The sequence below is a fragment of the Burkholderia sp. PvR073 genome, assembly GCF_054055695.1.
In genome coordinates this window covers 93,153-111,857 of the sequence record NZ_JBSRXO010000009.1, presented here as the reverse complement: position 1 = coordinate 111,857, position 18,705 = coordinate 93,153, and the positions used below count along the sequence as shown (strand labels likewise).

Below are 18,705 nucleotides of genomic sequence, written 5' to 3'. Positions count from 1 at the left end.
CGCAAGTTTGACAGAACTGCGCACGGTCGCAAACGCCCGAAGCGCGGTACGCGCCCTGCGCGATGCCGGGCGCTACCGGTATCGCGCAACAGCGGTCGGCCCGCCACGGGCGTGCGCCGCGCTTCCGACAGGTGGATGAAGATCCGCGACACCCACACGATCCCCGACAGGAACATGAAGTCGGTCGTGCAGCATGCCGAACAGGCTCGGCAGCAGGAAGCCGCCGAGCCCGCGCCCGGCTTTGGTACGAACGCCGCACGTGGTCATCCTCGACGATCGAGCGCAAGGCGTCGACCGGTGCGAGCGTGCGGCGGCGTGCGCGCCACAGCTTCACCAGCGCGCTGCGCACCATCGGATGCTTCAGACGGTTCGCGCTATAAAAATAGCAGGAGTACGAAGCACTGCGCGAGAAGCCGAGAAGCCCGTTTTTTTCCGGTCTTTTCGCAAACCCTGATTATTCAAGGAAATGAAATACCGGTTGTAAAGGACCATCGGATTTCAATCGCCGCCGATTGAGCAGTACCACCTGTTATGCTGCGCGCGGGTGCTCCGCTGCACCTGCCCGTCCGTTTCCCCATGGATCGGTCGGGCGCGATCCGCCTCGAATGGCATTGAATGAACGGCGATTCCCGTCGGGTAATCGCCGGCCCGCAGCACGCTGTTTATAGAAGACTGCGCCATGCATTCGAAGGTTTACCGGCCGTCGGTCAATAACACTTTTACCTATAAGAACCGCATTTTCATGACATCACGCTTTTTCACCGCATGCATTGCCGCCGTGATCGGCTGCGCCACGCTGCCCGCCGCTCACGCCCGCACCTATATCGCGCCGACGACGTCGCTCGGCAAAGGCGCTTACGTCCATCAGTTCGTGCTGCGCGACCCGGTCACGCACCAGCCGCTGCCGAATGCGCGCTACCGGCTGTTCCTGCCGGGCCAGGTCATCGCGGGCCTGCCGGTCAAGCCGGGCCAGCACGACAGCGTGGTCTTCGGCACGACCGACGACGCCGGCCGCACCGTGCGGATCCGGCTGCCGAAATCGCATCCGCAGAAGCAGTGGGTGTTCAACCCGGTGATCGGCGACGGCGACCTGGGCGAATCGTTCCGGCTGGTCGATTCGGGCGGCGACGCGCCGCTCGGCGGCTTCCCTTACCTGCTGGACATGGAGCACGAATATCTGGCGTGCGGCCACTCGGACGCGAACGGCTACACGTACTACGCGCAGTCACGCACGCCGCGCACCGTCAATCTGTACACCGGGATGCTGGGTGATTCGGCCGACACCGACTGGTGCGCGGGCCCCGGTGCGGCAATTGCGAACAGCGCGAACGAACCGGGCGCGCCGGACCTGTACACGCAATACCTCGGCAGCCTGGTCGCCAACGGTGACCGGATCGGCAGCGAGTTGCGCCAACAGATCGTCATCAAGCTGCTGTCGCTCGCGACCGAAGAACGCGACGCCGGCCGCGTGGCCGCCGTGCTCGACCTCGGCGAGATCCCCGACGACCGCCTGAACGACACCGGCTATCGGCTCGTCGACGCGGGCGTCGCAGTCGATCGCGGGCTCGCGATGATCGACGCGCATCTCGCGAAAGCGCCCGACGATGCGTATGCGCTCGACAGCAAGGGTTGGGCGCTGTATCGGCTCGGCCGCAACGACGAAGCGCTCACGTGGTTCGACCGCTCGATCGCGATCTTCGAGAAGAATGGTAAAGCGGACAGCGACACGCACGAAGCCTGGGCGACCGGCCTGACGCACAAGGGCGAGGTGCTGTGGAAGCTGGGCCGCCAGGATGAAGCGCGCGATGCGTTCGCGCAGGCGCGCAAGATTCAGCCGAAGAACGCGGAGCTGGCGGAAACGTTGAAGCGGCTGAATGTGCAGGAAAAGCCTGCCGAGGCCGGTGCGTCAGCGTCCGGTACGACCGGCACCTGACACGTCACGGGCCCGCCACACGCGGCAGGCAGTGATCGTCGGACACCGCCGGTCACTGCCGGGCGCCGGCACGCGCCCTTTCAGGAAGACCGGCGCCTTCCCGCATCACCCTTCGCCCTTGGGCCCCGGGTTGAGCATCACGACGAAACCGGCGACGCCGACGATCATCGCGATCGCACCGCCGCGCAGCGCGATCGCTTCGTCGAACAGCAGCCCGGTCACGACGGCCATCATCCCCGCGAGCGACACGAACACGGCGATCGCCGCGACAACGATCCGGTACTGGCGACGTATCATCGCGCGCCCCTCGCGTCAGGCCGCCGTGGCGGACGCCGGCACGTCGCCGTCGTCGCCGCGAACCAGCAGCACCGGGCACGTCGCACCGCGCACGAAGCGCTCGGCGACGCTCCCGAGCAGCACGCGCCGGATGCCGCGCCGCCCGTGCGTGCCGACCACCGCGAGATCGATGCCATGCTCCTTCACGTAACGCTGCAGGCGTTCCGAGATGTCCTCGCCGATGCTCTCGGTCTCGACGAGTTCGGCCTCGCCCTTCGCACCGGCCAGCGCGACGATCTGTTCGGCTTCACGCAGCACCTTGCGCCCGTCGTCGCGGATTTCCTCGACGAGCGCGTGCGGATCGAAGCGGCCCGCGTACGTAAACAGTACCGACTTGTCGACCACGTACACGACGCTGACGTGCGTATCGCCCGCCAGCGCCACCTTCACGGCCTCGGCAAGCGCTTGTTTCGACGAAGCGCTGCCGTCGATGGCCACCATGATCTTCTTGTACATACGAACCTCGCTGGGGTGAGTTGCCGCGCGCGGTGGCACGCGGCCATGTCCCCATCATCGGCCGACGGCGGGCTCGAAGGTTGACGGCGATCAAGGTCCGCCCGACGCCGGTCGTGCGGCAAAGCGCCACGTGGTTCCGGTGATGCAAGCGATGGCGGCCACGGCCGCGCGGACCAGCTTCCGGCCGGCGCAACGAGGGGGATGCTTTGAATACATGCGCCGCGACGTTGCCGGCGCGCCCGCCTCCCTGCCGCGGGGATGCATTCAGCCGCGCCGCGCGACCGAGCAGCCATGCCGCCGAAGGCGCTATCATCAGAGCTGCGATCTTCGTCCGGCCCCTTTTTGCCGGTTCACTTTCAACTCGCTCAACCGACATGACAACGACTACCGAACGCGTGGACGGCGCCGCCCAGCATCTCGTCGCCGCCCGCCATGCCGGCGTGCCCGGCCCGCTGCTGCCCGACGCCTTCCGCCCCGAGAACGTCGACACCGCGCTTGCGATCCAGCATCGCGTCGCCGACCTGCTCGGCGAAACGATCGGCGGATGGAAATGCGCGCTGCCCCCGCCCGACCGTGTGATCGTCGCGCCGATCTTCGCGTCGACGATTCGCGAAGCCGATGCGCCGTACCGCGTCGTCGGCGGCCCGATCGTGCGGATCGAGCCGGAAATCGCCTTCGTGCTCGAGCGCGACCTGCCCGCCCGCGCGCAGCCGTACGACGAGAACGACGTGCGCGGCGCGATCCGCGAAGTGCGCATCGTGCTGGAGGTATTGGGCTGCCGCTATGCGGAGCCTGCGCGCGCGTCGAAGTTCGAACTGCTCGCCGACGGGCAGTTCAACCAGGGGCTGTGCGTGGGCCCGGTCGTGCCGGACGGGCTGAACGTGCCGCTCGAGACGCTCGCGCTGTCGTTCGAGGGCGCACTGAATCGCACGATCGACGGCCGCCATCCGGACGGCGATCCGCTCAAGCCGCTCGTATGGCTGGTGAATTTCCTGGCGTCGCGCGGTGACGGCGCACGCGCCGGCCAGATCGTGACGACCGGCTCGTATGCAGGCGCGATCGACGTGCCGCTCGGCGACGCGCTGACCGTGCGCTTCGGCGAGCTCGGCAGCCTGTCGGTGACGCTGACGGCGTAACCGGTCGCGGGCGACGCTGCCCGGGCTGGCGGGCTGGCCGCGTCGATGCGGACGGCGATCCTGATGAACGTGCAGCACGCTCCGAACGACGTCGACGGCGTCACGCGTTGAAGCAGATCCACGACGGCGGGTTGGCGGCGAGCCATCGCTGGCCGCATGCCGGGCCGCTCGCGTTTCGCGGTCCGCCGGTCGGTTTCGTCCGGTCCGGCGTGATAACGTTGCACATCGTCGCCCGCGGTTCGAACCGCGGGCACGCGAACCGCTTTCACGCCCATACCCGCCATGTCGCTGACACCGCTGCCCGCCCTGCTCGACGAAATCCTGCTCACCGTCACGCGCCGCTACCGGCTGCCGCCGTTCGACGGTGCGTCGACGCCGGCCGATGCCGCGCACCCGGCGGCGACCCTTGCGCGCGTGATCGAGGACGCACGCCGGATGCTGGCCGACGGCCGGTCTCCCGGCACGGCTCTGCGGCAGCGCTTCATCGATGCCCTTGCGCACATGATCCGCGCTGCGATGGATCCGCATTCCGGCGATCACGCGTTTCAGGCGTCGGTCCTGCGGCACGACGCGCCGAGCGTGCGCGAATACGCATCGCTGCACGCGCACGCCGAGCAGGATCGGCGCGCGCTGCACTCGGCGGTCAACGCGATCGCGCATCCCGCCAAACTCGAGCGCAGCGCCCAGGCGTGGCAACGCGACGGGCTCGCGCGGTTGCATGCGGCCGCAACGTCCGCCTCGTGGGGCGAGCTCCATGCCACGCTGGAGCAGTTGCTCGCGCTGCCCGGCATGGCGACCGACACCGCTTTCGAGCAGGACATCGTGAAGTTGAAGGACGGTGCCGCACTCGAACGCCTGCTGCGTCTCGACGCGCTGGCATCGGACGAGCACGTCCGTCGATACCGCGCACTGTGGGTCCGGCAAGGGCCGCTCGAAGGCAGCACGGTCGCGGTCGCGCAGGGCGTTGCGTCCCAGCAGCGCGGCGCGGCCGTCGAAGCGCTGGCCGCGCAGGCGCTCGACGCACTGGCCCGCCGGCTCGACGCACTGGACGAGCGGCGCACGTACCGCGTGGTCACGTCGATGCGCGTGCCGTCAGCGATACCGGGCCGCCACGACCGCGCGAAGACCGAATGGGACGCGATCCTGCTCGAACGCACGCGCGGCGACGAACCGGCGCCCGTGTGGAACGTGCGCTTCCTCGTCGAGGCGAAGGCGTCGGCGGACGCCGCGACGACCGACTTGCCGCGACTGCTGCGCGGCCTGAACCTGCTCGCGCAGGCCGACGCGGACACGATCTATTCGTTCGAGACGCACCAGGGCACGGTGCGCGTGCACGGCGCGTCGCTGCGCGCGTTGACGACCGACGACGCGGCGCTGCAGCGGGAAGTACTCTATTGCTGCGATGCGTCCGCGGACGCGACGCCGCGCTTGCTGGGCGCCGCAAGCCGGATGCAGTTGCTGTCGGCGCAGGCGAGCCTCGAATACGCCAGCGCGCTCGCGCGGCAGCCCGACGCCGATCCGTCCGGCCTCGGTGTGATCTGGCAGGCGCTGCTGTCGCAGCCGCAATGGCATGCGGTGCTGCATCAATACCCGTCGTTGCGGCAGGTGCGCGAATTGATGGTGGCAATCGACGACTTGCGCGCCGCGATCGACGACGCAGACGAAGGCGGCGTCGCGAGCAGCGCGTGCGCGTGATGGCCGAAGCGGGTCGCCGCGCGACGGCACCGCGCGGCCCGCTCAGTTGGTGAGCACGCCGAACGGCAGCGTCCATCCCGCCAGCCGGCCGCCGTCGCCCCATCGATCGTCGGCCGCATCGCACGGCAGCAGCACCGGCGCGGCCGCACACTCGAGCGTTTCCTTCGGCGTATGACCGAACTCGGCCTTGAACAGCCGGTGGAAATACTTCTCGTCGGGAAAACCGTGCGCCCACGCGATTTCCGCGATGCGCCGATGGCGGCGCTGCGGATCGCCCAGCACGTGGTAGGCGTGACGCAAACGCCTGCGCGTGATCTGCCGCATCACGCCGCCGTCCTCCTTGAACAGTTGATAGAGCCGTGCCCTCGACACGCCGATGTCCCGGCAGATCCGGTCGGGCGTCAGGTCGGGTTCCAGCAGGTGCATGTCGATGTAGCGCCGCACGCGCTCGACCAGCGCGTTGTCGATCGGGCCGCGCGCGTCGTCGAGTGCCTGTGCGCTCGGCGCAACCGCCGCCGCCAGCAGCAGCAACAACGATTGCACGACGCTCGGCACCTCGTGCATGCGCAGGTCCGGCAGGTTGCGGAACAGCGACAGCATCTGGTCGCCGACCAGGCGGCCCACGCCGCTCGTCAGCGTCTGCCCGTGCGCCCGCGCCGCATGGCTCGGCAGCAGGTATCTGGGCACGACCAGGCTGATCACGTCGCCGGCGTCGACCCGGCAGTCGTTGATCTGCGCGACGTCGTACACGAACACGTCGCCGGCGCGCTTGATCAGCTCGGGGCCGCCGGTATGGCTCGCGAGCCGCCCGCCGAGCAGCAGCGTGAAGCGGATCGAATCCTGCCCGTCGAGCCGGATCCGCCGGGTGGTCCGGTGAACCGTATAGGTCGGCGCGCGCGAGCGCCATTGCCGGCCCGACAGGATCAGCGGGCCGAGCGCGGCGCCGCTCGCTTGCGCGTCGAACGGGCCGTGGCCGCCGGCGTCATCCAGCCGGTAGTCGCACAGCATGTCCTTCACCCAGACGTGGAACCGGTCCGGCTCGGGGTAATCGGTCGTGCGAAACTTGAAAACAGGGACGAATGCCGCTTGATCCATGACGTTTTTTTTATCGAGCCGACGGGAAGGAATGAATCGGTTCGTTGATTATCGGACCAAATTGCGCCGGCGCAAGACCGGCGCGGCATATCGTCCACCCAAGCGGTCGACCGACGCCCTGCGGCGGGCGTCGTCGTGATCGCGGCCATCAGCGTTGCGGATGGCACTCCCAGTTGTTGTACGTCGGCCGATCGATCGGCGTGAGCCCCGGAATCATGAACACCGTACAGCCGAAACGCCGCCCCTTGCCCGTCGTCGCGGCGTAACTCACCTTCTGGCCGCCCAGCCCGTCCTTCTTCCCGTACTGCACGTTGGCGATGGTGATCTCGTCGGACGACGCGAGCCCGAGCGTCTTTGCGGTCGACGTCTGCACGTCGACCATGTTCATCTGCGTCGTGCCGCACGCGGACAGCACGAGGCCCGCGACCGCGGCGCCCAGCGCGGTCCGGACGGTGCAATGCAAGGTATTCTTCATCACTTCTCCTTCGGTTTCCCGCGCAACGCGATTTACGAGCCCGGGGTATAGAAACTGGACTGCAGCTGGCTGCCGATACTCGCGACATACGACTGCCAGATGAGCGCCATCGACCCCGTGCCGTTGACGGCCAGCGCCGGCCACGATGCGCTCTGCGCCGCCACCGTCGACGCGCTCCACGCCCCTTTCCGGTAGGTGGCCGCGATGACGGCCGACGCGCCCGGCAAGCCCGTGTCCTGCCATGCAACCGTCACGTTGCCGCCCGCGTCGATCACCAGCGGCGGATACTGGGGGGCCGCCCCGTTCAGGTGCTCCGTCAGCCGCTGCAGCGGCCCCCAGTTGCCGCTGGCATCGGACACGCTCGCCTGCAGGACGGCGCCCCCTTCGGCCCACATCGCGGCGGCCACGCCGTTTTCGTTGACGGTCAGCATCGGCGTCGCGATGAACCCCGTCGGCTCCGCGATCGCTGGCGCCACGGGCTGCGAGGGCTGCCAACCCGTACCGGCTACGTAGCGTTGCGACATCGTCGCCGTGAGGATCTGCCCGCCCGTCACGTCGAGCTGCCCCCAGAGCAGCGTGATGTTGCCCTTCGCGTCCATGCCGGCCACCGGCGAGATGATGGTCGTGAACAGGCTCGAGTTCGATACGGCCTGGTTGACGTCGGTCCAGCCGTTGGTCGCGTCGTACGTGGCCGTCCACAGCGCCGACTGCGTATGGTTGGTCTGCCGCCACGCGAGCACCGCGCGGCCGGACTGCAGCACCGACATCATCGGCCTCACGTTGTCGGTATCGCCGGTCACCGCACCGGGCCCGGTCTGCACCGGCATCTGGATCAGCGCCGTCGGCGACCACTGTCCCGCCTGCGTATAGCGCGTCCATGCGATGCGCGTATCGAGCAGGCTGATCGATTGCGTCCAGGCGACGAGCGCGTTGCCCTGGCTGTCGATCCCGGCCGTATAGGACGAACCGGCCATGTCCGCCGCCAGCTCGAGCGGCGCGCCCCATCCGGTACCCGGGCTGTACGGGCGCGCCCACAATGCGTACGTGTTGGGACCCGGCATCCATTCCGTCCAGAACGCGACCGCCTGTCCGCTCGCGTTGCCGACCAGTTGCGGCGGAACCCCGGTCAGCCCGTTCATCGAATGCGACCCGTCGCTCGTGTCGAGCCGCGTCGCGCTTGCCCAGCCCGAGCCCGGGACATAGCGCGCACCCCACATTTCGTCGCCGTTCGCGCCGGCCGGGCCAAGGGTCATCCAAGTGGCGAGCGCATTGCCGCTCGCATCGATCGTCACGCTGGGGTCGCCTTCCGGTCCCTTGCCGTCCACCACGACGGCCGTCGACCAGCCGGCCTGCGGCTGCGCGGTGCCGCCGCCCGTCGGGCCGCCGCTCGAACCGCCGCCGGGCGGTGTCGTCCCGGACGGCGAACCCGGATTGCCCGGCGCCGCCGACGACGCGCCGCCGTTCGTGGCGACGTCGTCGCCACCGCATGCGCTCAGCGCGAGAACGGCTGACATGACCAACCATGTAATGGGTTTCATCGGAATCCTCTTGTTTTCGTTTTCCGGCATGCTCTCGTCTGCCGTTGGCCGAAACGCCGCATCGCGTCGGTCGGCCGATCAGTTAGCAATACTATTGAACAGGCACGCAAGGCGGCGCCGTTTCATGTCCCCGTCAGGATCGATTCCGTCGCGCGGATCGCCCCGAACGCCGCCTTCTGCAGACCACCCCCGTCGGACGGCGAAGACGACCGCATGTCGTCTATCGTCGGATGTCCGTCACTGCCGGCTGCATCTTAATTCATGCGCTCCGGATTCAAGGTGGCGTTGCGTCTACAGTGAGTGGACTTCCATCTCGCCGGGCCGCCCTGCACGCGGGCGACCGAAGCGGCGCGTGAGGTACGATACGCGCCGGGCCGAAATGCCCGCTGAGAGACCCGGCCCTCGCGGCCCCACCCAGTACAAGAAAAATGCCGAGAAACCCGACGCTGAACCGAAACCTGCTCGCCGCGCTGGCGGCCAGCCTGCTTTGCCTGCCCGCCGCCCACGCCAGCTCGGACGACAGCTGCAACGTGCCGCCCACGCTCCGGCAAAATACGTACTCGTGCGGCAACGTGCCGATGCTGAGCCCCGCGAACGACACGCGCATCAACGCGATGCTGATGATGGTCGACGGCGCCAAGGTCGCGCGGGTGTTTCCGGACCCGAAGACCATTCCGCCGAAAGACCGGATCAGCCAGATGATCGTGCCGTTCCCGATGGATTTTTCCGGGTGGATCGATATCGGCCAGAAGGCGTCCGACCCGACCGGCGGCGCAGCGGACGCCGATGCGCCGTCGAACCGGTACGCCGACGGCGAAGGCAGCATCTGTCGCAGCATGGAATCGGGCGCGGACGCGTTCAACGACGCACTGGGCGGTGCCGGCGGCCTTCCCGCCGACGAAGCCGCCCGCCTGCGCGCGGCGCGCGCCGACATCGCGCAGAAAACATGTGCCGCGGGCGGCGCGAGCGCCGCGTGGACGAAGCCGCCGGTCAAGTCGCCGCTCGGCCAGCAGTTCGCCGCGTACCTCGACGGCACGAACGCGTTCTACCGCGCCGACTTCCTCACCGCGACCCGGGCCTTCGCGAGCGCATCGCACAGCGCGAACCCGTGGCTGAAGGAAACCGGCCTCTATATGGCCGGGCGCGCGCAACTGAACGCCGCGCAGGCCAACGCATTCGACAACGACAGCCCGACGCCGTCACGCGCGCGCGTCACGAAGGTGTCGCTCGACGCCGCGAACACCGTGTTTCGCACCTACCTGAAGGTGTATCCGCAGGGGCGCTATGCGGTCTCCGCGACGGGGCTCCTGCGCCGCGTCGCATGGCTCGGCGGGGACGTCGCGCAGCAGGCCGACCTCTACGGTCACGCGCTCGCGCGCTGGTCGCCGGCGACGTCGAACGTGCCGCTGATGCAGCTGGCGAACGAACTCGACAGCAAGCTGCTGTTCGGGTCGGAACTCGATGCGCGCCAGATCCAGTCGCCGACCGTGCTCGCGACCGTCGACCTGCTGCGCATGCGTACGTCGGACAGCAGCGATTCGAGCCGCGGCAAGCCGCTGACACTGGACGACCTGCAGGCGCAGAAACCGCGCTTCGCGAACGCGCCCGCGCTGTACGACTACCTGCTCGCCACCTGGTATGTGCAGATCGGGCGCAAGCCCGATGCCGCGCTTGAGTTGCTGCCGCCCACGCCCGCCGTGCCGCTCGACTACTTCGGCCTGAGCCAGCAGGCGCTGCGCGCGTTCGCGCTGGAGGATAGCGGCCAGGGTGACAAGGCGCGCCAGCTGTGGCGCGACCTGATTCCGCTCGCGAAATTGCGCTTCCAGCGCGAGGCACTGGAACTCGCGCTCGCGATCAACCTGGAGCAGGCCGGGCTCGTCAACGACGTGTTCGCCGACGATTCGTTCGTGCAAAACGCCGCGATCCGGGCCGTCCTGCTGCAGCGCTCGGCCAATGCGGACCTGCTGCGCACGCAGGCGCAGAACCACGCGACCGGCGGCGCGCTGCGCGACACCGCGCTATACACGCTGCTGTACAAGGAGCTCACACGTTCGCACTACGCCGATTTCATCGCCGATACCGCGCTGGTGTCCGGCGCGCCCGCCGATCCGTTGAAACCGTTCATCGCCGCCGGCGCCAGGAACGAAGACGGCTACGTGTGCCCGTCCGCGCGCGAGATCGCCGCGGCGCTGCAGCAGAATCCCGCCGATGCGAAAGGGCTGAACTGCCTCGCCGATTTCGTGCGCCTTCATCCGCCCGCGGCCGGCCTCGAAGGCGACCCGGTGCCGCCGTGGATGCGCAACGCGTCGGCGGCGGCCGCCACGCGCGTGCCGCCGACGCTCGGCGGCGCGCCGTCGCAGTTCGTGGGCAAGCCGTACGAGCGGATGTCGAGCTACGTGACCGTGATCGCCGATGCGCAGGCCAACCCGCACGACCGCGCGTACGCGCTCTACCGCTCGATCAAGTGCTATGCGCCGGGCGGCTCCAACGAATGCGGCGGCAAGGACGTGCCGAAGAACACGCGCAAGCGCTGGTTCGACACGCTGAAAACCGCCTATCCGGGCACCCCGTGGGCGCAGAAGCTCCGCTACTACTGGTGAGCGCCGCGTGAAGTGCATCGCGTGCATCGCGTGTGTCGCGCTGCTGCTCGCCGGCCGCATCGCGCTGGCCGGCACCGTCGATGCCGCACGGTACGACGCGTTCTGGCTGTGGGCCGGTGTGAAGCCGCAGTCGGTCGTCAGCGGCGCGCGCACCCTGTACGTGCTGCAAGGGCAGATCGAAGCGTCGCCACGCGACGAGTCGCAGGTACGCGTCATCGCGCAGGGCGTCGCGCTGCCGCCCGCGCCGAACGCCCGGGTGTGGCTCGTCTATCGTGCGCATACGCTGCGCTGGACGCCGCGCGTGACGCGGATCATGCTCGCGCAGCTCGAGCGCTGGCGCGCGTCGGGCCGCACGATCACCGGTATCCAGATCGACTTCGACGCGCGCACGCGCCACCTGCAGGATTACCTCGAATTCCTGCGGACGCTGCGCGAGACGCTGCCCGCCGATTGCCGGCTGAGCATCACGGGGCTGCTCGACTGGAGCAGCCGCATCGATACCGACCAGGTCAACCAGCTCAGGGGGATCGTCGATGAAGTGGTCGTGCAGACCTACCAGGGGCGCAGCACGATCCCCGACCATGCGGCCTACCTGCCGCGCGTCGCACGGCTGCAGTTGCCGTTTCGCATCGGCGTGATCCAGGGCGGCGAGTGGGACGCCCCGCCGTACCTCGCGGCGAATCCGTGGTTTCGCGGCTACGTCGTATTCCTGCGCAACGACTAGCGGGCACAAACGCGGCGACCGCATCCCGCCCGCACAATGGCGACGCACCCCGCCGAAGCAGGCATGCGTCGCTACCCGTTACACCGTTTACACCGTTACGACTGCACGAAAGCCAGCAGGTCGGCGTTGAGGACGTCCGCGTTGATCGTCAGCATGCCGTGCGAGTAGCCCGGATAGGTTTTCAGCGAGCCGTTCTTCAGCAGCTTGATCGACTTCAGCGCGGCATCCGCGATCGGCACGATCTGGTCGTCCTCGCCGTGCAGCACGAGCGTCGGCACGGTGATCGCCTTCAGGTCCTCGGTCTGGTCCGTTTCCGAAAAGGCCTTGATCCCTTCGTAGTGCGCCTTCGCGCTGCCGATCATGCCCTGGCGCCACCAGTTCTGGATCACGCCCTGGTGCACCGTCGCACCGGGCCGGTTGAAGCCGTAGAACGGGCCGCTCGGCACATCCACGAAGAACTGCGCGCGATTGTCGGCGAGCGCCTTGCGGAAGCCGTCGAACACGTCGAGCGGCAGGCCTTCCGGGTTCGCGTCCGTCTTCAGCATCAGCGGCGGCACCGCACTGACCAGCACCGCCTTCGCGACGCGGCCGGCCGGCTCGCCGTGCCGGGCCACGTAGCGCGCGACTTCGCCGCCGCCGGTCGAGTGACCGATGTGCACCGCGTTGCGCAGGTCGAGCGCCTCGGCCACCGCGAACGCATCCGCCGCGTAGTGATCCATGTCATGGCCGTCGGACACCTGCGCCGAGCGGCCGTGCCCGCGGCGATCGTGCGCGATCACGCGATAGCCTTTCTGGACGAAGAACAGCATCTGGGCATCCCAATCGTCGGACGACAGCGGCCAGCCATGGTGGAACACGATCGGCTGTGCATCCTTCGCGCCCCAGTCCTTGTAGAAGATCTCGACGTTGTCCTTCGTGGTGATGTAAGGCATGGCTGCAGGCTCCTTTGGGGTAGATGAACGCGTGCCGGCCGAGCACCCGGGCGGGTGTCGGCACGAATCGCGGCGCGGCGGCACACCGCGCCGATCGACGCGGCACTTTCACGTTGTAGCGGAAAACTGCGACCCTGTCATGAAGCGGATTGCATCCGGCATGAACGAGGCCCGGCGGGCCGCCGCGCCGTATGGCAATATCGCGTCGGATCCGCCGTGCAGCCCCACTCACTTCAGGGACACTCATGTTCGATCACGTCAAATTCGGTGTCAGCGACTACGCAGCCAGCAAGGCGTTCTTTCTCAACGCACTCGAACCGCTCGGCGTGGCGGTCCTCGACGAAGGCGTGCCGACCTACGGCGTCGAACTCGGCGTGCCGGGCAAGCCGACGCTGTGCCTGTTCCAGACCGCCGAGAAGCCGGCCCATCTTCACCTCGCATTCGCGGCCGACACGCGCGCGCAGGTCGACGCGTTCCACCGTGCGGCGCTGGCAGCGGGCGGCAAGGACAACGGCGCACCCGGCCTGCGCCCGCAATATCACGCGAACTACTATGCCGCGTTCGTCATCGGTCCGGACGGGCACAACATCGAAGCCGTTTGCTCGCGTCCCGAGGCCTGATCGTTCGATCGGGCCACGATTGACTGCATCCGCGCGTCACGCAACCAACCGCGGATTCGTCACACGCGAGCCATTGCGCGTCAACCGTCCGTCGACACGGTCACCGCCTCCCATGCGCGCATCTCGTCTTCCAGCGCCGACCATTTGGCGCGCACGAGCCGCAGCGCATCGCTGCCGAGCAACAAATGGGCCGGCGGACGGTCCGCCGCAATGACCGCGAGCATCGCGCGCGCGGCCTTCGCGGGATCGCCCAGTTGCCGGCCGCTTTTTTCCTCGCGCGCCTGCCGGATCGGATCGAAGGTCGCGTCGTAATCGGCGATCGAGCGCGGCGTGCGCGTCATCGAGCGGCCGGCCCAGTCGGTGCGGAACGAGCCCGGCGCGACGGCGGTCACCGCGATGCCGAACGGCGCGAGCTCCTGGCCGAGCGTGTCCGAAATCCCTTCCAGCGCGAACTTGCTGCCGCAGTAATACGCGATGCCCGGCATCGTGATGTGGCCGCCCATCGACGTGATGTTCAGAATGCGCCCGCGCCGGCGTTCGCGCATGAACGGCACGACGGCCTTCATCATCGCGACGGCGCCGAACACGTTCACGTCGAACTGTCGGCGCATCTCCGACAGCGGCGACTCCTCCAGGATGCCTTCGTGCCCGTAGCCGGCGTTGTTCACCAGCACGTCGATGGGGCCGACGCTCGCCTCGATGTCCGCGACGACGCCGTCGATGCGCTCGAAGTCGGTCACGTCGAGCACGCGCCCGATGGCCGCCTGTGGGGACAGCGCTTCGAACGCCTGCCTTGCCGCTTCACTTCTCACGGTGCCGACCACCGTATGACCCACTGCCAGCGCCTCCTGCGCGAGCGCGCGGCCGAAACCGCTGCTGACGCCGGTGATGAGCATGACGTTACCGGATGCCATGTGAGCTTCTCCCAAATGTTGATCGAAGCATGCATACTAGTCTGACGATCTAAGCCGAATAAGCCCGATTCTGCTGATTTTCTTGCATAAAACTATGAGCGCCGCACCCTCCTCGCCCCGATCGCCGTCGCTGCCCGCGCGCGGCCGCCAACGGCTGATCGCGTTGCTGCACGCGTTGGCGCCCGACGAAGGCTACAACCTGACCGCGCTGCCGAGCGTGCGCATCCTGCGTTCGAACCGCGCGCTGTCGCGCACGCCGGTCCTGTACGACCCGGGCATCGTGATCGTGTGCCAGGGTCGCAAGCGCGGCTATTTCGGCGGCGAACGCTATCTGTACGACGAGGATCACTATCTGGCCGTATCGGTGCCCGTGCCGTTCAGCATGGAAACCGACGCGACGGCGGCGCACCCGCTGCTCGCGCTGTATCTGCACCTCGATTTCCCGATGGCCGCCGAACTGGCCGCGCAGATCGACCGCGCGGGGATCGCGGAGCCCGTGCAGGCGCCGCGGAGCATGATGTCGACGCCGATGGACGAAGCGATGCAGGCGAGCGTGCTGCGTTTCGTCGAGGCGATGCATCGGCCGCTCGAAGCGGCGGTGCTCGGCCCAGGGCTGCTGCGCGAACTGTATTTCCGCGTGCTCACCGGCGCGCAGGGCAGCGCGATGAGAAACGCGCTGGCGATGCGCGGCCAGTTCGGCCGGATCGGCCGTTCGCTGCGCGTGATCCACGCCGACTACGCGCAGGCGCTCGACGTGTCGCGACTGGCCGGCGAGGCTGGGATGAGCGTGCCGAGCTTCCACAGCCACTTCAAGGCGATCACGCAGGTGTCGCCGATGCAGTACCTGAAGTCGACGCGACTGCATCAGGCACGCCTGTTGATGGTGCGCCAGGACCTGACGGCGGAGGCGGCCGGTTACGCAGTCGGCTATACGAGCCCGTCGCAGTTCAGCCGGGAATTCAAGCGGCTGTTCGGGCTCACGCCCGCGCAGGAGACGAAGCGCATGCGCGCGCAGTTCGCGATTCCAGCGGCGTTCGACGATGCGGTGTATGTGTCGTCGCATTGACGTACCGCATCCCGCTGCGCCTGCACGCGGTCATCGCGCGCTCACCTTCCATACCGTCACCTCATGCAGCGTCTGCCCCGGCTTGAGCACGGTCGTCGGGAACGACGGATGGTTCGGCGAATCGGGAAAGTGCTCGGCTTCCAGCGCGAACGCGTCGGTCTGCCGGTAGGCCGTTCCGCCGTTGCCCGCCGAACGTTGCGAACGCACAGATCGCGAGTAGCGGGCGGAGCGGCCAACGTCGTTTCATGGAATGTCTCCGAAGCCGGTTTCTTCGCGACGCAAATCGCGTGCCCGCGCGGCGCCCGGAGATAGGCCGATCGACGCGCTCAGGCAGCGCCGCCGGCGTCGCACATGAACATCGACGACGGTCGACACGCGCCGCTTCGCGTCAACGCAGGTCCCGATCGTCGCGCGGCCCGGTCACGGCTTCGAAATGGCCGCCTCGATCCCAGATGACGACCTTACGCGCGTCCGGCTCGGTGGACCCGAGACTGTCCCGGTGGACGACGCCGTTCAGTTCCGATATGACTTCGACCTTCAATTTCGGCTGCACGCCGGGATCGGCGTTGATCAGATTGACCAGCCTCCGTGCGGGTGCGCTACCGGCAGAGAGCTTTTCACCGTCGCGGAGACGCTCGCCCGGAACTTTATTGAGAATCTCGCGATACTGATCGACCAGCTCAGGATGCGACGAATCGAAGTTGCCGGTCGCATGCTGGAGCACCGATATCAGGAAACAGTTGTTGGTGCCACCGGGGGTGATGCCGTCATTCGGTACGGCGCGCATCCCTGCCTGCGTCAGTGCCCGTTCGATGCGAGGCGAGGTCATGCTTGCAGCGACTGCTTCCTGTAAGTACTCGAACTTGCTCGAATAGAGTTGTTGTCTTTCGGCCGGCAAGTCGTCCCAATCGGTGATGCGGCCGCCGTGAGCCGTCGCGCCGGCGTCGAAATGCTCGTCGATTGCAGGCAGGTCCTTGAGAAAGGCTTCCGTGCGGCTCTGCTCCAGCGCGAGGCGCAGTTGCGCCTGCTCTTCCGCGAGCGTGGCGGGGGGCCGCAAGTCGGTAAAGGTTCGCGACCGCGCTGCGTGCGATGACGCAGTTGCAGTTGGCCGCGGCACGTGGACCGCCGGCCGGGGCCGGTCGATGTGCAGCTGTGCGAGGACCGAATCACGGGTTGGCGGCATCGGCGCAGATGGCGACGCCGAGCCCGCGGCCGCAAACATCCGACTCGCGGCGGTCGCTTCGGCTGGAGGGCGTCGAATCGAAACCGCGGCAATCGCCGGTGTCGCGGCGCCCGGACGCCCAGGACGCAGCATTGGCGCGGACAGCGCGCTGCGCTGCCGCGCAACGGCATCGGTGGCAGCGCGGGGCGCTAGCGCAGCGAGGTCGGCAAGCGGGCCGGCCGGCCGGTGCGTCGTACGGACGGTACGCGCAATGGCGTGCGCCTCGTGCATGGCCTCCAAGACCGGCACCAATGCACTGGTGATTCTGTTGACCATCGACGCTCCCCACCTCAAGATTTTCAGGCCGACCGGTTCCCGTCTTCAAAACAGTATCGAGCCGCTCGATACGAAAGGTAAGCAAGAGCGCGTGCCGATACAACGCAAACCGCGACGCCGGATCGGCTTGCTTCGCAACCCGAAACATTGCTTCGCCGAGATTGCCATGTGCCCGGTGAGCGCCCCGAACCGCGTTCGGTCGGAACCCCGCCGCGCGGATGCCGGCACCGGCGGCGCGGCTCGCACACACGTGCGGCCCGGCCGCCGATGCGCATGACGCGCGGCCGGGTCGCCATCCCTGTCAGCCGCGGCCTAGCGCGCCGGGCGCAACGCGAAGCCTGCCAGCGCGCCGACGATGCACAGCGCGCCCACATAAATCTCCGGCGCCTGCGGGTTCGATTTCAGCATCACGGACACGAACACCGGCGTCAGGCCGCCGAACAGCGCATACGCGACGTTATACGAGAACGAGATCCCCGAAAAACGCACGATCGGCGGAAACGCCTTGACCATGGCGACCGGGATCGCCGCCACCGCGCCGACGAAGAAGCCGGATACCGCGTACAGCGGCAGCAGCAATGACGGATCGACGGCGAGCTGTCGGAGCATGAAAAAATACGATGCGCCGAGCAGCAGGCAGCCGCAGAAGATCGTGCGGGCGGTGCCGATGCGTCCGGCCACCGTACCGGCGACGATACATCCGATGGTCAGGCAGAGCGTCGCGGCCGAATTGGCCTGCAGCGCGAGCGCCGGCTCGATATGAAAACGCTTGGCGACGAGCGTCGGCGTCATCAGGATCACGACGACGATCGCGGCGGTCAGCGTCCATGTGAGCATCATCGAAACCAGCACGGCCCTGCCGTGATCGCGCAGCACCGCCTTCAACGGCACTTCGCGGGTCAGCGCCCGGCTTCGCTTCATGTCGATGAACACGGGCGTTTCATTGAGCCAGCGTCGCAGAAATGCGGACAGGATTCCGAACAGTCCGCCGACCACGAACGGAATCCGCCACGCATACGCGCCGATGGCGGCATGCGAGTAGTGCTGGTTGATCCCTGCCGCGATCAGCGAGCCGAGCAGGATGCCGAGCGTGAGGCCGCCCGTCAGCAGGCCGCACGCATAGCCGACATGGCGCGGCGGCACGTGCTCGGACACGAACACCCACGCGCCGGGCACCTCGCCGCCCACCGCCGCGCCTTGCAATACACGGCACAGCAGGAGCAGCACGGGCGCGGCGACGCCGATCGATGCATAGGTCGGCAGCAACCCCATCATCAACGTCGGTAGTGCCATCAGCATCACGCTCATCGTGAACATGCGCTTGCGGCCGACGAGATCGCCGAAATGCGCCATGATCACGCCGCCGAGGGGGCGCGCGAGATAGCCGGCCGCGAAAACCCCGAACGTCTGCACCTGGCGCAGCCAGTCGGGAATCGACTGCGGGAAGAACAATTGACCGATGACCGTCGCGAAAAACACGTAAATCACGAAGTCGTAAAACTCTAGTGCGCCGCCCAGCGCGGCGAGCACCAGCGTTCGGTGGTCGCTGCCTGTCAGCGGACGGGGCGGCGCAAGCGGAATCTGAGACGCGTTCAATGAATTCGTTCCTGGAAGAGGTTGGGTTTCGGATCGGCATGCCGATCCGATGACGTGCCACCTCCCGAGAACACGCGACGCGTTCGCGTCA

At 67.8% G+C, this 18,705-nt stretch carries 16 protein-coding genes and 3 pseudogenes; 7 read left to right on the top strand and 12 right to left on the bottom strand.

What is annotated here, in order from left to right; genetic code table 11:
* Positions 1-98: 98 nt before the first annotated feature.
* Both ACVK00_RS24600 and ACVK00_RS24595 read right to left on the bottom strand, forming a co-directional pair.
* Positions 99-231 (bottom strand): annotated as a pseudogene (locus tag ACVK00_RS24600) (MFS transporter); the annotation flags it as partial.
* Positions 214-415, bottom strand: a pseudogene (locus ACVK00_RS24595) (hypothetical protein); the annotation flags it as partial. The pseudogenes ACVK00_RS24600 and ACVK00_RS24595, both read right to left, overlap by 18 nt.
* 327 nt (positions 416-742) lie before the next feature.
* Here ACVK00_RS24595 and ACVK00_RS24590 point away from each other — a divergent pair.
* The gene (locus ACVK00_RS24590) at positions 743-1,933 is read left to right on the top strand and encodes a tetratricopeptide repeat protein (protein ID WP_284900913.1); all 1,191 of its coding nucleotides are present in this window, start codon (positions 743-745) and stop codon (positions 1,931-1,933) included.
* 105 nt (positions 1,934-2,038) lie between these two features.
* On the opposite strand, the gene ACVK00_RS24585 is transcribed toward ACVK00_RS24590, so the two are convergent.
* Positions 2,039-2,230, bottom strand: a complete 192-nt coding sequence (locus ACVK00_RS24585) for a DUF2964 family protein (RefSeq protein WP_228910634.1) — start codon at positions 2,228-2,230, stop codon at positions 2,039-2,041.
* 15 nt (positions 2,231-2,245) lie between these two features.
* The gene (locus ACVK00_RS24580; RefSeq protein ID WP_228910633.1) at positions 2,246-2,725 is read right to left on the bottom strand and encodes a universal stress protein; all 480 of its coding nucleotides are present in this window, start codon (positions 2,723-2,725) and stop codon (positions 2,246-2,248) included.
* A 374-nt stretch (positions 2,726-3,099) separates the two neighbouring features.
* Here ACVK00_RS24580 and ACVK00_RS24575 point away from each other — a divergent pair, with 374 nt between their 5' ends.
* Entirely contained in the window at positions 3,100-3,861 is a 762-nt protein-coding gene (locus ACVK00_RS24575; protein ID WP_166722952.1) for a 2-keto-4-pentenoate hydratase, read from the top strand.
* Positions 3,862-4,143: 282 nt separating this feature from the next.
* On the top strand, positions 4,144-5,556 hold the full coding sequence (locus tag ACVK00_RS24570; RefSeq protein WP_284900914.1) for a 3-deoxy-D-arabino-heptulosonate 7-phosphate synthase: 1,413 nt from the start codon (positions 4,144-4,146) through the stop codon (positions 5,554-5,556).
* A 42-nt stretch (positions 5,557-5,598) separates the two neighbouring features.
* Here ACVK00_RS24570 and ACVK00_RS24565 read toward each other — a convergent pair whose 3' ends face one another.
* From ACVK00_RS24565 to ACVK00_RS24555, 3 genes are all read right to left on the bottom strand, one after another.
* Complete coding sequence (locus tag ACVK00_RS24565; protein ID WP_284900915.1) at positions 5,599-6,651, bottom strand: AraC family transcriptional regulator; 1,053 nt, start codon at positions 6,649-6,651, stop codon at positions 5,599-5,601.
* 148 nt (positions 6,652-6,799) lie between these two features.
* Positions 6,800-7,126, bottom strand: coding sequence for a hypothetical protein (locus tag ACVK00_RS24560; protein WP_284900916.1), 327 nt, complete (start codon positions 7,124-7,126; stop codon positions 6,800-6,802).
* Positions 7,127-7,158: 32 nt separating this feature from the next.
* Positions 7,159-8,664 (bottom strand): hypothetical protein, encoded by a 1,506-nt coding sequence (locus tag ACVK00_RS24555; RefSeq protein WP_284900917.1) that lies wholly within the window; start codon positions 8,662-8,664, stop codon positions 7,159-7,161.
* A gap of 428 nt (positions 8,665-9,092) precedes the next feature.
* Between ACVK00_RS24555 and ACVK00_RS24550 the strand changes: the two genes are divergently transcribed.
* Both ACVK00_RS24550 and ACVK00_RS24545 read left to right on the top strand, forming a co-directional pair.
* Positions 9,093-11,264 carry a hypothetical protein gene (locus ACVK00_RS24550; protein WP_284900918.1) on the top strand — a complete coding sequence of 724 codons (2,172 nt, stop codon included), beginning with the start codon at positions 9,093-9,095 and terminating at the stop codon, positions 11,262-11,264.
* Positions 11,265-11,280: 16 nt separating this feature from the next.
* Positions 11,281-11,988, top strand: a complete 708-nt coding sequence (locus ACVK00_RS24545) for a DUF3142 domain-containing protein (protein WP_284901013.1) — start codon at positions 11,281-11,283, stop codon at positions 11,986-11,988.
* Between the two features lie 95 nt (positions 11,989-12,083).
* Here the strand turns inward: ACVK00_RS24545 and ACVK00_RS24540 are convergent, their stop codons facing one another.
* Positions 12,084-12,920, bottom strand: coding sequence for an alpha/beta fold hydrolase (locus ACVK00_RS24540; RefSeq protein ID WP_228910626.1), 837 nt, complete (start codon positions 12,918-12,920; stop codon positions 12,084-12,086).
* A gap of 245 nt (positions 12,921-13,165) precedes the next feature.
* Between ACVK00_RS24540 and ACVK00_RS24535 the strand changes: the two genes are divergently transcribed.
* Positions 13,166-13,540, top strand: coding sequence for a VOC family protein (locus ACVK00_RS24535; RefSeq protein ID WP_284900919.1), 375 nt, complete (start codon positions 13,166-13,168; stop codon positions 13,538-13,540).
* A gap of 80 nt (positions 13,541-13,620) precedes the next feature.
* Here the strand turns inward: ACVK00_RS24535 and ACVK00_RS24530 are convergent, their stop codons facing one another.
* Positions 13,621-14,454, bottom strand: a complete 834-nt coding sequence (locus tag ACVK00_RS24530) for an oxidoreductase (protein ID WP_284900920.1) — start codon at positions 14,452-14,454, stop codon at positions 13,621-13,623.
* Positions 14,455-14,548: 94 nt separating this feature from the next.
* Here ACVK00_RS24530 and ACVK00_RS24525 point away from each other — a divergent pair, with 94 nt between their 5' ends.
* Positions 14,549-15,520, top strand: coding sequence for an AraC family transcriptional regulator (locus ACVK00_RS24525; protein WP_284900921.1), 972 nt, complete (start codon positions 14,549-14,551; stop codon positions 15,518-15,520).
* A 30-nt stretch (positions 15,521-15,550) separates the two neighbouring features.
* Here ACVK00_RS24525 and ACVK00_RS24520 read toward each other — a convergent pair.
* From ACVK00_RS24520 to ACVK00_RS24510, 3 genes and pseudogenes are all read right to left on the bottom strand, one after another.
* A pseudogene (locus tag ACVK00_RS24520) lies at positions 15,551-15,709 on the bottom strand (aldose epimerase family protein); the annotation flags it as partial.
* 199 nt (positions 15,710-15,908) lie between these two features.
* Positions 15,909-17,018, bottom strand: a complete 1,110-nt coding sequence (locus ACVK00_RS24515) for a flagellar biosynthesis protein FlhF (RefSeq protein WP_284900922.1) — start codon at positions 17,016-17,018, stop codon at positions 15,909-15,911.
* Positions 17,019-17,330: 312 nt separating this feature from the next.
* Positions 17,331-18,614 carry an MFS transporter gene (locus tag ACVK00_RS24510; protein ID WP_284900923.1) on the bottom strand — a complete coding sequence of 428 codons (1,284 nt, stop codon included), beginning with the start codon at positions 18,612-18,614 and terminating at the stop codon, positions 17,331-17,333.
* Positions 18,615-18,705 lie beyond the last annotated feature (91 nt).